Source organism: Pseudomonas siliginis (assembly GCF_019145195.1).
GTDB lineage: Bacteria > Pseudomonadota > Gammaproteobacteria > Pseudomonadales > Pseudomonadaceae > Aquipseudomonas > Aquipseudomonas siliginis.
The window spans coordinates 648851-662850 of the sequence record NZ_JAHSTW010000001.1; the positions used below are offsets into that span (position 1 = coordinate 648851).

At 58.9% G+C, this 14000-nt stretch carries 12 protein-coding genes; 8 read left to right on the forward strand and 4 right to left on the reverse strand.

The window, feature by feature from the left end; translation table 11 throughout:
* Positions 1-233: 233 nt before the first annotated feature.
* The 5 genes from KVG87_RS02745 to KVG87_RS02765 all read left to right on the forward strand — a co-directional run bounded on the left by KVG87_RS02745 (position 234) and on the right by KVG87_RS02765 (position 5607).
* A complete protein-coding gene (locus tag KVG87_RS02745; protein ID WP_217849097.1) occupies positions 234-1610 on the forward strand; it encodes a pyridoxal-phosphate dependent enzyme in 1377 nt (458 codons plus the stop codon).
* Positions 1607-2779 carry a cystathionine gamma-synthase gene (locus KVG87_RS02750; protein ID WP_217849099.1) on the forward strand — a complete coding sequence of 391 codons (1173 nt, stop codon included), beginning with the start codon at positions 1607-1609 and terminating at the stop codon, positions 2777-2779. The genes KVG87_RS02745 and KVG87_RS02750 overlap by 4 nt, the downstream gene beginning before the upstream one ends.
* 265 nt (positions 2780-3044) lie before the next feature.
* Positions 3045-4310, forward strand: a complete 1266-nt coding sequence (locus KVG87_RS02755) for a tetratricopeptide repeat protein (protein ID WP_217849101.1) — start codon at positions 3045-3047, stop codon at positions 4308-4310.
* A gap of 284 nt (positions 4311-4594) precedes the next feature.
* Positions 4595-4963 carry a hypothetical protein gene (locus KVG87_RS26090; protein WP_367616643.1) on the forward strand — a complete coding sequence of 123 codons (369 nt, stop codon included), beginning with the start codon at positions 4595-4597 and terminating at the stop codon, positions 4961-4963.
* Positions 4960-5607 carry a hypothetical protein gene (locus KVG87_RS02765; RefSeq protein ID WP_217849103.1) on the forward strand — a complete coding sequence of 216 codons (648 nt, stop codon included), beginning with the start codon at positions 4960-4962 and terminating at the stop codon, positions 5605-5607. The genes KVG87_RS26090 and KVG87_RS02765 overlap by 4 nt, the downstream gene beginning before the upstream one ends.
* A 50-nt stretch (positions 5608-5657) precedes the next feature.
* Here KVG87_RS02765 and KVG87_RS02770 read toward each other — a convergent pair whose 3' ends face one another.
* A complete protein-coding gene (locus KVG87_RS02770; RefSeq protein ID WP_217849105.1) occupies positions 5658-7286 on the reverse strand; it encodes an ATP-binding response regulator in 1629 nt (542 codons plus the stop codon).
* Between the two features lie 114 nt (positions 7287-7400).
* Here KVG87_RS02770 and KVG87_RS02775 point away from each other — a divergent pair, with 114 nt between their 5' ends.
* Positions 7401-8003, forward strand: a complete 603-nt coding sequence (locus tag KVG87_RS02775) for a LuxR C-terminal-related transcriptional regulator (RefSeq protein ID WP_217849107.1) — start codon at positions 7401-7403, stop codon at positions 8001-8003.
* Between the two features lie 6 nt (positions 8004-8009).
* Here the strand turns inward: KVG87_RS02775 and KVG87_RS02780 are convergent, their stop codons facing one another.
* Positions 8010-9008, reverse strand: a complete 999-nt coding sequence (locus tag KVG87_RS02780) for a bile acid:sodium symporter family protein (RefSeq protein ID WP_041480047.1) — start codon at positions 9006-9008, stop codon at positions 8010-8012.
* Positions 9009-9090: 82 nt separating this feature from the next.
* On the opposite strand from KVG87_RS02780, the gene KVG87_RS02785 reads away from it, so the two are divergent.
* Positions 9091-9879: an AraC family transcriptional regulator gene (locus tag KVG87_RS02785; protein WP_217849392.1), complete on the forward strand. Its 789-nt coding sequence runs from the start codon at positions 9091-9093 to the stop codon at positions 9877-9879.
* A 238-nt stretch (positions 9880-10117) separates the two neighbouring features.
* Complete coding sequence (locus KVG87_RS02790; RefSeq protein ID WP_217849109.1) at positions 10118-11092, forward strand: TerC family protein; 975 nt, start codon at positions 10118-10120, stop codon at positions 11090-11092.
* 124 nt (positions 11093-11216) lie between these two features.
* Here KVG87_RS02790 and KVG87_RS02795 read toward each other — a convergent pair whose 3' ends face one another.
* Entirely contained in the window at positions 11217-12317 is a 1101-nt protein-coding gene (locus KVG87_RS02795) for a polyamine ABC transporter substrate-binding protein (protein WP_217849111.1), read from the reverse strand.
* Between the two features lie 249 nt (positions 12318-12566).
* A complete protein-coding gene (locus tag KVG87_RS02800; protein ID WP_217849114.1) occupies positions 12567-13973 on the reverse strand; it encodes a purine-cytosine permease family protein in 1407 nt (468 codons plus the stop codon).
* Positions 13974-14000 lie beyond the last annotated feature (27 nt).

Consider the following 14000-nt stretch of genomic DNA (forward strand, 5'->3'; position numbering starts at 1 on the left):
CTGCGATCTCAAGACCGTAGGGACGCAGAGCGCACAAGGCTGCATTCCCACGCGGAGCGTGGGAACGATCAGAACACCTCAGGGCAACATGCAGGTTTTCGTTCTATCGTTAGATCCAAATGGCTGGATTTTCCAAGGATTAGAGGTTGCGAGAGAGGATGTCTGCGCCTAAGTTGCACGCGAGTCTTTTCCCCGCGATTGGAACGCGATCAACACCATAAAGAGGTGAAGAAATGTCGAAGGAATCACGCCCTGCCGTGCTTGGGCTGATAGGCAATACTCCGCTGGTGCAGGTCACCCGCTTCGATACCGGACCGTGCACGCTGTTTCTCAAACTTGAATCGCAGAACCCCGGCGGCTCGATCAAGGACCGTATCGGTCTGGCGATGATCGACGCTGCGGAACGTGACGGTCGCCTGCAACCGGGCGGCACGATTGTCGAGGCCACCGCCGGCAATACCGGTCTGGGTCTGGCGCTGGTCGGCCGCGCCAAAGGCTATCGCGTAGTGCTGGTGGTGCCGGACAAGATGTCCACCGAGAAGGTCCTGCACTTGAAGGCCATGGGCGCCGAAGTGCACATCACCCGCTCCGATGTCGGCAAGGGCCATCCCGAGTATTACCAGGACGTCGCCGCCCGCTTGGCCAAGGACATTCCCGGGGCGTTTTTCGCCGACCAGTTCAACAATCCCGCCAACCCTCTGGCCCATGAATGCAGCACCGCGCCGGAAATCTGGGCGCAGACCGAACATGATCTGGACGCCATCGTCGTCGGCGTCGGATCGGCCGGCACGCTGACCGGGTTGAGTCGTTTTTTCAAGCGCGTGCAGCCGGATCTGGAAATGGTCCTCGCCGATCCGGTCGGCTCGGTGATGGCGCAATACAGCCGCGACGGCACCTTGCCGACGCCCGGTTCGTGGGCCGTCGAGGGCATCGGCGAAGACTTCATTCCGTCGATCACTGACCTGTCCAGCGTGCGTCACGCCTACTCGATCAGCGATGCGGAAAGCTTCGATCATGCCCGCCAGTTGCTCAAGGCCGAGGGCATTCTCGGCGGCTCATCGACCGGCACCCTGTTCGCTGCCGCGCTGCGTTATTGCCGCGAACAGACCGAGCCGAAACGCGTGGTCAGTTTCGTCTGCGACACCGGCACGCGGTACCTGTCGAAGGTCTACAACGACCAGTGGATGACCGATCAGGGCCTGTTGCAGCGCAAGGGCTACGGCGATCTGCGCGATTTGATCGCACGGCGTTTCGAGGACGGCCGGGTGATCAGCGTCGGCCCGGACGACACCCTGCTCACGGCCTTCCAGCGCATGCGTCTGGCGGACGTTTCGCAACTGCCGGTGCTGGTCGAAGGCAAGCAACTGGTGGGAGTGATCGACGAGTCCGACATCCTCCTCGGCGTCCACGAAGATGCCGCGCGCTTCAGCCAGTCGGTGTCGAGTGTAATGACCGACAAACTGCAAACCCTCGCCCCGGCTGCGACCCTGGCCGAGCTGGAAACAGTGCTCAGCCGTGGCCTCGTCGCGATCATCGCCGACGCCTCCGGCTTCCATGGCCTGATCACCCGCACCGACATGCTCAACCAATTACGGAGATCCCTTGCATGAGTCAGCACGACGATAAATCCCAAGGCTTCGCCACCCGGGTGATCCACGCCGGGCAAGAGCCGGACCCGACCACCGGCGCGCTGATGCCGCCGATCTATGCCAACTCCACGTACCTGCAAGACAGCCCCGGCGTACACAAGGGTTTCGACTACGGCCGCTCGCACAACCCGACGCGTTTCGCCCTGGAGCGCTGCGTCGCCGACCTCGAAGGCGGCACCCGCGCGTTCGCCTTCGCCTCGGGGCTGGCGGCGATTTCCACGGTGTTGGAGCTGCTCGACGCCGGCTCGAACATCGTTTCCGGCAATGACTTGTACGGCGGCACGTTCCGCCTGTTCGACAAGGTTCGTCAGCGCAGTGCCGGGCACCGTTTCAGCTTCGTCGACCTGGCCGACCTGTCGGCGTTCGAAGCGTCGCTGCAGGACGACACGCGCATGGTCATGGTCGAAACCCCGACCAACCCGCTGCTGAGCCTGTCGGATCTGGCCGCGATCGCGCGCATCTGCCGCGCGCGCGGGATCATCTGCGTGGCCGACAACACCTTCGCCAGCCCGTACATCCAGCGCCCACTGGAGCTGGGTTTCGACATCGTCCTGCACTCGACCACCAAATACCTCAACGGCCACTCCGACGTGATCGGTGGCATTGCCGTGGTCGGGCAGAACGCCGAGCTGGCGGAAAAACTCGGTTTTCTGCAGAACGCCGTTGGCGCGATTTCCGGGCCGTTCGATGCATTCCTGACCTTGCGCGGGGTGAAGACCCTGGCGCTGCGCATGGAGCGCCATTGCAGCAACGCCCTGGACCTGGCGCAGTGGCTGGAACAGCAGCCGCAGGTCAAGCGCGTCTACTATCCGGGCCTGACCTCGCACCCGCAGCACGAACTGGCCAAGCGGCAGATGCGTGGTTTTGGCGGGATGATTTCTGTTGATCTGAACAGCGATCTGGCCGGCGCACGGCGCTTTCTAGAGAACGTGCGGATCTTTGCACTGGCGGAAAGTCTGGGCGGTGTGGAGAGCCTGATCGAACATCCGGCGATCATGACCCACGCGACCATCCCGCCGGAAACTCGCGCGAAGCTGGGGATTGGCGATGGGCTGGTGCGGTTGTCGGTGGGGGTTGAGGATGTTGAGGATCTGCGGGAAGATTTGACGCAGGCTTTGACTAAAATGTGACTCTTTGAAGGGGGCTGCATCGCAGCCCAACGGGGATAAATACCCTCGCCACACGGGGAACCCCCCTGTGGCCTTTCGATCTTTCGTTTTTATTGTCATACAAGTCTTTTTGAAAATGGCATCAAGTCTGCCGAATGAAGAGCTCCGTGCTGCTGCGCAAACTCGACAACACAAGTGTCGCAACATTCGCCCACCTCATTTCGCATCTTGGTGTCAAACAGCATATGGAATACGGCGCTCGCTTGTTAATTACACAGGGAAGAAAATGTATCATTATAAAAATCTAATCAAATCGATTTTAAGTTTACTTTTTTTATTTAACTCAGTCACCGCATCGGCAGTGCTTTCACAGGAGCAGCAGGCAGCCAAGGAACGCGGCATTTCATTATATAAACAAGAGAAAAATGCAGAGCGTGAATTGCGCATTGCCGCTGAGGCTGGCGATGCAGAAGCACAATTTTATTTGGCGCAACAACTTCGCCAAATGGAACTTAGTAAAGCGCTAGACTCGATAGAATCTGTAAAGTGGTTCGTGGCTTCTGCCAATCAAGGCAATTTATTCTCCCTATATCAGTTATCTCACAACGTCAAGCTGTGTGTTATTGCTTCATTTTGTCCCAAAGGGGAAAAAAGCCGAGGTGAATGGGATCAAGAGTACAGAAAAACTTTAATGGAGAAATTTGCCTCAAATGATTTGCAACAACTAGGCGAACTAAATGATTGGGTAGCCAAGTCGGATGTTGTAGGAGAGTGGTTTCATCTACAGGATGAGCTTCGTTATGCAAAAAACCACAGGGTGGAAGATACGCGCGAATGGCTAGTACATTCTGCTAATCAAGGAAATTTTAACTCCCTACTTCGTCTGGCTCTTGATGATGGAGATAAATTATGCACGATCGTTGAGAACTGCCCGAAGGGAGATAAAACTCAGCGCGAGTGGAAATCAGAATTTGAGAAGATTGCGCGAGAAAAAATTGCTTCCGGTGACATGGAAGCTGCCTATTTGTTATACGTAGGCAATTCTGACTTTAATATGCTGATTAAATCAGCAGAGGGAGGGTACCCATTCGCACAATATCAGCTTGCCGAGAGTTATTCAGCTGGTGATGGATTTTTTTGGTGGTTTGGGCAGCGCCGCAAGGAAATCAACAAATGGTATAAGCGAGCGGCTGAAAATGGCTATCCAAAAGCAATGATTGCCTATGCAGCCTCCATTTATGAAGATAACGGAGACCTATCAGTTTCCCGGTATTGGCTAGAGGAGTCTGCGAAGGCGGGTGACGGCAGTGGCATCGGTTTGCTTGCTCGAGAGTATGCAAGTAATCCAAATTACTATGGCTTTCCATTTGATATGGTGAAGGCTTATGGCCTTACGTTGCTTTTAGCAGGCTTAGATAATGATGAGTCTGATAAAGACTATGATCGGGAAAGATTAGAAGAATATTCTAAAAAAATGACACCCGAACAAATCGAGCAAGGCAAAGCTTTTGCCGAAAAATGGAAGGTCACTCACCGGATTGAAGGCGTTTAATCTCAGCGGCCAGCGGGACCGGAAACAGGTGTCAAGCTTCGTGCTTCAAGTCGCTGAGGCCATCGTTGCAATGGTCGCATGCGATCAGTGATGGCTTACTGCCGATCCTGCCATCTGACGTTCCCTGCGGGCCGGACTTTCGCGGTGCGCGTTGAGCCAGGCCAAACAGCCGGCCCGTTTCACCCTTTCGGGCTTCAATCCCAAACGTTTCCGGCCTTCGGCCTGCGCTCACCAATTAGCTTGAGCCGAGCCAGTGAGTCGAACGCCTGTGGTTGATTGGCGAATTGCTCAACTACGTCGTGGCTGAAGGCTCTGATCAGTGCGGTTGTCAGTCGGGGTTGAGGACGTTGAAGACCTGCGCGCCGATCTGGCTCAGGCACTGGCAAAAATGTAAACAGCTCCACACCAAGAAGCCCGCGCAATGCGGGCTTCGTCTTTTTTTGTCCGTCGATCTTTCTGCCGTGGCAGTTCCCGAGGCCGATCCTATACTCAATCGGCTCGATCAGAATTATCTCGACACCCGCACGCCGCTCGGTGTGCCCGTGCCTTTCGCCAACCAGGTAAAACCCAAGCCAATGAGTCACTGCGCCGGGCATACGCAACGGACGACATCTCATCGCATTCTGGCTGCTGGGTCGTGGAGAAAACCATGAAATACAAGTTGTTGTCAGGCGTGCTTCTTGCGGTAGCGGCCAGCGTTGTGGTGCCGAATGTCTTGGCGGCGCAACCGCAGGCGTTGGCTTCGGATGGGGCTGATCGTGTTGGTGCTGGGGCGGTGGCTGCCGATGGTGCTGATCGCGTCGGCGCGGGCGCGGTGGCTGCCGATGGCGCCGATCGTGTCGGTGCCGGCGCGGTGGCTGCCGATGGCGCTGATCGTGTCGGCGCAGGTGCAGTGGCTGCCGATGGCGCTGATCGCGTGGGCGCGGGCGCAGTCGCTGCTGACGGCGCCGATCGTGTCGGCGCGGGCGCAGTGGCTGCCGATGGCGCTGACCGTGTCGGTGCCGGCGCGGTGGCTGCCGATGGCGCTGATCGTGTCGGCGCAGGCGCGGTGGCCGCCGATGGCGCTGATCGCGTCGGTGCCGGCGCGGTGGCTGCCGATGGCGCTGATCGTGTCGGCGCAGGCGCGGTGGCTGCCGATGGTGCTGATCGTGTCGGTGCCGGAGCATTGGCAGCGGATGGGGCCGACCGCACCGGCGTCAACCGAGTGGCCTACTCCCGGGTCGGAGTCGGTTCTGATCGCGTGGCATCGGCGCTGATGACCGGCAGCTATTCCGACCAGTTCAACAGCCCACAATAATCGCCGCGAAATAACGGGCGAGCTCCTGAGCCGCCCGTTTACATCGGCCTTTACAGCATCTGTTCAACCGCTGCGCCTTGTCGATCACGCAGGGCGCGCAACGTCGCGCGTAACTCGGCCGGCCGCACAGGTTTCGACAGAATCGCAATCTGCCGGTCATGCAAGGCTACCTGAATCTTCTCGACGTCATGCCCGGTGATGATCATCGCCGGCACTGCCCAACCGCGCCGCCTGCGCACTTCGTCAATGCATTCGATGCCAGTGGCGTGGGTGCCGAGGTCATAGTCGGCGACGATGATGTCGCAGTCGGTGACCAGATCTTCAGCCGACGACTCGGCCTGCACCACGCAGCCCCAGCGCTCAAGCAAAGCTGAAGTCGCCAGCAGCACGTTGCGATCATCCTCGACCAGACACACCTTCAGTCCGGTCAACAAACCCATCTGCCGCGCTTCACTGCGAACCACCAGTGACTGCGGCGCGGCCACGATCGGCAACCCCGCAAGCGTCACAGCTGTGCCGCGCCCCAACTGTGAACGCAGAGCAACGCGCACATCGATCAGTTCACCAAGACGCTTGATGATCGACAGGCCCAGCCCGACGCCCTCGACATCTTTGTCGCGCACTTGCCGCACGCGATAAAACTCCTCGAAGACCTTGTGCAGATGCTCTTCGGCAATGCCGTTGCCACGGTCATGGATGACGATGGCCAGCCCTGCCCCACGTTTACGCACGCCAATCAGCACCGGCCGCTGCGCGCCGTATTTGAAGCAGTTGGAGAGCACGTTCTGCAACATGGTCGCGAGCAGCGCCGGGTCGGTTCTGACCCAGTGGTTGCACGGTCGCAGCCGCAGTTCGACGCCTGCCCAACGGGCCGCTTCCTGGTGTTGGCGTATCAGATCCGCAAGCCATTCACCGAGATTCAGCGTTTGCATTTTCGCTTCGACCCGACCGTTATCGAGGGTGTAGAGGTCGAGAATCGAGCGGAACAATTGCGAAACGTTAAGCAGCGAGCGGTCGATGTTGTCGACCAGCCGCCGCTCGTCATCGCCCAGGCGCGACTCTCGCAGACACGCGGTAAACAGACCGATGGAATGAATCGGCTGACGCAAGTCATGACTGGCCTGCGCCAGAAACCGCGACTTTTCCAGGTTAGCCGCCACCGCTTCTTCCGACGCCTTGCGCGTACGCTCGAGCAGCAAGTGCGCATAAAACGGAATCACCGTGCTGGTGATCAGCAGCATCAGCACCATGAACGGCTGCGCCTGCCAATACGGCGTCAGGCGATAGACCACCAGCAGCGCCACCAATGCAAGGCCGGTGGCGATTGCCAGATAGCGCGAGCCGTAGCGCATGCCGTTGCCGAGATTGACCCAGACCATCACCGCATACAACGGCAGCGCCGCTTCGCCGCCGATCACCAGTCCAAAACAGGTGCCGGTGTAATCGTGGACCATGGCAAAAATCCGCCGCGCCGGATAATGCCCGGGCCAACGCGCAATGGCTTGGCGGAACGCGATCGAAGCCAGCAGAAACAAGACAATGTAAGTGATGACCGGCAGGTAGGTATCGAAGCGATGGCCCGGCAGAAAACCCAGCACGACCATGTAAACCACCGCAATGGCAGCGATGATGATGCGCAGGTTGGCTTGGTCGAGTTCGGAATTTTTTTCGAACTTCATGGTAAACGTCCTTGTGCAGCAATCGTCAGTTTCGGAAGCAGCCTACAGGCAACCTTCGCGTCCGATGCTAAGGTGCAGGCCTTGAATCACGCCTGACCCAGGGAGGGTCACGCCATGACATGCCGGATCATCATAGCCGACGATCACCCACTGTTTCGCGAGGCGATGCTGCGCACCGTACAGCGCGTCCTGCCCGGAGCGAATATCTGCGAGGCCGGCGACTTCGACGCTGTGCTCGAGCTGCTGCCACAGGGCGACGAGCCGGATACGCTGATGCTCGATCTGCGTTTTCCCGGGCTGACCTGCATCACCCAGCTCGCCGACTTGCGAAGACGATTGCCGCGCACCACGCTGATCGTGGTGTCGATGGTTGACGATCAGACGCTGATCAGTGAAGTCATGGCGGCGGGCATTGACGGTTTTATCGGCAAGAACATTGCGCCGGATGAAATTGGCCAGGCGATTCTGGCGATCCGTGAAGGTGAGGTGCTGGTGAAGTCGGCGCCGTCCGGCTTGTTGCCGCTGGAAACCGCGACGACGCTGACGCCGCGTCAGCAGGACGTGCTGCGGTTGATTGCGCAAGGCAAGACCAACAAGGAAATCGCCCGTGAACTGGATATTTCGCCGTTCACGGTGAGGATCCACGTGTCTTCGTTGTTGCGCACGCTGGACGTGCCGACGCGGGCGGCAGCGGCGGTCAAGTATTCGGGTCTGTGAAGCGTTTTACGGGTCCACCTGCGCCATCAGATCCGGCACCGACTCTGGCCGCTTGGCATAGCGCTGCGCCAATACCGCGCAGACCATCAGTTGAATCTGATGGAACAGCATCAGCGGCAGAATCAGCACGCCGATGGTGCTACCGGCAAAGAGTACCTGCGCCATCGGCACGCCGGTGGCCAGGCTCTTTTTCGAGCCGCAGAACAGGATGGTGATGCGGTCTTCCTGATTGAAGCCGAACGCTTTGCTCAACAGAATTGATGCCACCAGAACCAACGTCAGCAGAATGCAGCAGACCACCACCAAGCCGAGCAACTCGAACAACGGAATCTGCTGCCAGATGCCTTCGTTGACCGCCTCGCTGAATGCGCCGTACACCACCAGCAGAATCGAGCCCTGATCAACGAATTTCAGCCAGTTCTTGTTGCGCCCTACCCACGCGCCGATCCAGCGGCGGGCGATCTGCCCGGCAATGAACGGCAGCAGCAATTGCACGCTGATCTTCACGATCGCATCGAGAGTCGAACCGCCGTCACCGTGAACGTTGAGCAGCAGCGTTACCAGCAGCGGCGTCAGAAAAATCCCGAACAGACTGGAAGCCGCCGCACTGCAGATCGCCGCCGGAATATTGCCTCGCGCCAGCGAAGTGAACGCGATCGCCGACTGCACGGTGGCCGGTAATGCGCACAGATAGAGCATGCCCATGTACAGCTGATCACCGATCAGCGGTGACAACAGCGGTTTCAGCGCCAGACCGAGAATCGGGAAGAGCACGAAGGTCAGGCCGAACACCAGCAGATGCAGACGCCAGTGGCCAGCGCCGGCGATGATCGATTCGCGCGACAGCTTGGCGCCATGCAGGAAAAACAGCAGGGCGATGGCGATGTTGGTCAGCCAGCCAAAGCCGACGGCGACTTGACCGCTGGCGGGAAGGAAGCTGGCCAGCAAGACGACGCCGATCAAGGTCAGCGTGAAGTTATCGGGCAGAAAACGTGGGCGCGTCATGAGATTCATCCGGGGGTTGCCAGTGCGTGCCGACGACTCTAACGTGACTGGCAATTACCGACTAACGCCGAAGAGCCGCAAGATGCCGCCTAAAGGACATAGCAAAAGCGTTCGCCGCAGTGTTCCCGGGCTGCACAGCCTGCCGCGTCCCGTGTATGGACGCACTGAATCGCTGCCCAACCGCGCCCTCACCCGCCGTCATAGCCATCCGTGGGTGCAGTTGTCCTATGCGATTCAAGGCGTACTCGAAGTGCAGACCAGCGCCGGCCGTTTTGTCGCGCCGCCGGAACGTGCGGTGTGGATTCCAGCGGGCGTGCCGCACCGGGTATTCAGCGCACCGCATACGGAAATGCGCAGCCTGTACATCGATAGCAGCGTCACTGGTTGGGCGGCTGAACATTGCCATGTGCTCGGCGTCAGCGATCTGCTCAGGGAGTTGATCCGCGCTTTCAGTCAGGTCCCGGTGGAATACAACGAAAGCGGCCCTGACGGACGCTTGGCCCAGGTGATCCTTGATCAATTGGCCGACGCGCCGACCATCGACTTGATGCTGCCGCTGCCGCAAGACCCGCGCTTGAAGCAGATCTATCAGAGCCTGGAGCAACACCCGGAGCAGCAGACCACCCTGAGCCACTGGAGCGAAAAATTCGGTGTCACCGAAAAGACTCTGACACGGCTGTTTTTGCGCGACACCGGCCTGACCTTCCGCGCCTGGCGCCAGCGCCTGCGCTTGCTCGGAGCTCTAACGCCGCTGGAGAAAGGTGAGCGTGTGACCGACGTTGCACTGGCTTGTGGATACGACTCGACCTCGGCGTTTATCGCCGCGTTTCGTCAGCAGTTTGGCGAGACGCCGGGGGAGTTTTTCCGCTGACACTTCGTTTTTGCCGAACTGTCAGTCAGAAATAAACGATTTTTCTTTGCTCCAGATCCGTCGCTAGCATGGCCCCGTCAGACGTTGATCGAGAGGGTGCAGTGATGCCTGTGGGAGCGAGCCTGCTCGCGAACGCGGTGGGTCAGCAACCTCAACTTCACTGTTCCATCGCATTCGCGAGCAGGCTCGCTCCCACAGGGGATGCGCTTGCTGCAAATAAAAAGACAGGGAGCGTGCCATGCCTGCCACGAACATCAACATCGGCGAACCCTGGATGTGGGGTGCCTTCATCATCTTCGTTCTGGCCATGCTGGCCCTGGACTTGTTTGTCTTCGGCGGGCGCAAGGCGCACCGGGTGTCGGTGCGGGAAGCGTCGGCCTGGGTGATTGCCTGGTGCCTGCTCGCGCTGAGCTTCTCCGGGCTGCTCTGGTGGTATCTGCACGGCGAATTCGGCAGTGAAATCGCCCGACAGAAAACCCTGGAATTTCTCACCGGTTACCTGATCGAGCAGTCGCTGTCGATCGACAACATGTTCATCTTCGTGATGATCTTCAGCTACTTCGCCGTGCCGCCGGAATTGCAGCGGCGGGTGCTGCTGTACGGCGTGCTCGGCGCGATTGTCATGCGCGCGATCATGATTTTTGCCGGGGTGTGGCTGGTGTCGCAGTTCGAATGGCTGCTGTATGCCTTCGGTGTGTTCCTGATCATCACCGGGATCAAGATGCTGGTGTTCGCTGATCATCAACCGGATCTGGAAAAGAATCCGATATTGCGCTGGGTTCGCGGGCATGTGCGCATCACCAGTGGCTTTCATGGCGAGAAGTTTTTTATCCTGCAGAACGGCGTGCGATGGGCAACACCGATGTTCCTGGTGCTGGTGCTGATCGAGGCCAGCGACCTGATGTTCGCGGTCGACAGCATCCCGGCGATCTTCGCCGTCACCACCGACCCGTTCATTGTCTTCACCTCGAACATCTTCGCGATCATGGGCCTGCGCGCGCTGTACTTCCTGCTGGCGGACATGGCTGATCGCTTTCACCTGCTCAAATACGGGCTGGCGATCGTGCTGGTGTTCATCGGCGGCAAGATGGTGCTGATGCCGTGGTTCCACATGCCGGTGGAATGGTCGCTGGCAATCGTCGGCTCGGTGATTCTGGGGTCGGTGCTGTTGAGTCTGGCGACCAGCCGCGAGGCAGAACGCCGCACCGAATGACACAACCCACCCCCACCTGTGGGAGCGAGCCTGCTCGCGAATACGCCGGCTCATTCAACATAGGAGTTGAATGACACACCGCTTTCGCGAGCAGCCTCGCTCCCACATTTGAAGTGCGGTGCTCTTATTTATCGGATTTGATACTTGTCCACACGCGCGTGCGCACCCGTTCCATTTTCTGCGGCAACGGTTGCACCACATACAGGGTTTTCAGCGCTTCGCTGGTCGGGGTCAGATTGGGGTTGTCGGTGATGTCCTTGTTGACCAGCGGCATCGAGTCCTTGTTGGCATTCGGGTAACCGAGGAAATCGCTGATCGGTGCGATCACTTTCGGGTCGAGCAAGTGGTTGAGGAATTCGTGGGCCTCGGCGACGTTCTTCGCGCTATTCGGAATGGCGAAGGTGTCGAACCAGATTGGCGCGCCCTCCTTCGGCAAACGCCAGTCGACCACCACGCCATTGCCCGCCTCTTTGGCGCGATTGCCGAACTGGTAGAAGCTGCCGGAATAACCGATCGCCACGCAGATGTCGCCGTTGGCGATGTCGGTCATGTACTTGGCCGAGTTGAAGTAGGTCACGTAAGGGCGAATCTTCATCATCAAGGCCTTGGCCTTTTCATAGTCCGCCGGGTTCTGGCTGTTCGGGTCGAGGCCGAGGTAATGCAGGGCCAGCGGCAGGATCTCCGACGGCGAATCGAGCATCGCCACGCCACAGGCCTTGAGCTTTTCCATGTTCTCGGGCTTGAACACCAGATCCCAACTGTCCACCGGCGCATTTTCGCCCAGGGCGGCCTTGACCTTGGCCGGGTTGAAGCCGATCAGCACGGTGCCGTACATGTACGGCACGCCGTACTGGTTGCCGGGGTCGTTGGCGTCGAGCAATTTGAGCAGGGCCGGATCCTGGTGCTGCCAGTTCGGCAATTTCGACTTGTCGAGTTTCTGGAACACGCCGGCCTTGATCTGGGTTTCGATGAACTGATTGGACGGCACCACCAAGTCGTAACCGGAGTTGCCGGTGAGCAGTTTGGCTTCCAGTGATTCGTTGGTGTCGAAGGTATCCCAGGTCACTTTGATCTTGCTTTGCTCGGCGAAGTCCTTGGGCACTGACGGCAGAATGTAATCCGCCCAGTTGTACACCCGCAGTTCGCGCTGCTCGGCCTGGACGGCGCTGGCCAGCAGCGTCAGGCCACACACGGTGGCGCCCAGAATGCGTTTGATCGTGACCATGGTTGTTTCCCCGAATGCGACGTGAGATCGATGGTTTTTATGTTCTGTACACGGCAGTGGCTGTAACGATAGCCAAGGGTAAAAAAGGTCGAGCCTGTTGTTATGGTTTCGATTCTTGCTGACAGCGTAGCGCGATGACAGTAGGCGGCGGGCCAAAAGGGGATCGATATGGCCAATTTGCTTGACCGCCGTGATACGCAAACAAAAATGCCCGGCGCTGGGCCGGGCATTGCTGTGTTGCCGTTTCGATCAGTCGGTATAGCCGAGTCTGGCCGCCCTGCTCTGCTGCGCCTGACCACGGGTTGCGAGGCAGTAATACAGCGGCACCGTTACCACCAGACCGACCAGCCAGGACAGGTCGGCACCTTCCACCAGATTGGCGTACGGCCCCACGTACAGCGAGGTGTTGGCAAACGGCAGCTGCACGATGATGCCGATGAAATAGGCAATGATCGCGTGCAGGTTGAAGCGCCCGTAGATCCCGCCGTCAGCGCGGAAGATCGAGGCGATGTCGTAGTTGCCGCGCTTGATCAGATAGAAATCGATCAGGTTGATCGACGCCCACGGCACCAGCACCAGCAAGAGCGCGAGAATCAGTCCGATGAATTGGGAAATGAAATCTGCCGAAGCGCCGAGGGCGACCACACAGCATCCCGTCAGGATCACGCTCGACAGCACCACGCGCACCTTGATGCTCGGCGTCCACTGGCTGGCGAAGGTCTGAATCGAGGTGATGATCGACAACACCGCGCCATACAGATTGAGCGCGTTGTGGCTGATGATGTTGAGCAGAAACAGCACCATCAGTATCGGCCCTAGCCAACCAGTGGACTGCTTGACCGCTGCCATCGCTTCAGTGCCTTCCGGCGTCGCCAGTACCGCCACCGCGCCAAAACTGAACGACAGAATCGTGCCCAGCGTCGCACCCAGATACGTCGCCCAGAAGGGTTTGGCGATACCGATGTTTGCTGGCAGATAACGCGAATAGTCGGAGACGTACGGCGAGAAGCTGATCTGCCAGATGATCCCTAGCGACACCGTCGCCAGCCAGCCGGAGAGATTGAAACTGCCGCGCGTCAGGAAGTCCGCCGGCAAGTCATGGGCGAAAATGTAGATGAAGCCGGCGAGCAACGCGCCGCCCATCACCCAGGTGCCGATGCGGTTGAGGGTGTGGATGAAGTTGTAGCCGATCACACCGATCGCCGTAGCAGCCAGCGCGCCGATCAGAATGCTCAGCGGCGCCGGTACTGACGGCGCAATGCCGACAATGGATTTACCGGCCAGCACGATGTTGGAAATGAAGAAACCGATGTAGATGAGCGCCGCGAAGAACACGATCAGCAGTGCGCCATAACGGCCGAACTGACCGCGACTCTGGACCATTTGCGGTATGCCCATGCGCGGGCCTTGGGCCGAGGCCAGCGCAATCACCACGCCGCCGATCATGTGCCCCAGCGCAATCGCCAGCAGCCCCCAGAACAGATTCAGATGGAACACCTGAACCACCATGGCGCCGGTGACGATGGGCAGTGGCGCGATGTTGGTGCTGAACCAAAGAGTGAACAGATCGCGGGCCTTCCCGTGGCGTTCCGCGAGTGGGACGTAATCGACCGTATGATTCTCGATCAACGGATCTTGCCGGGACATCTGGGACATATGCATGAACTCGAGTTTGTCTGTTTT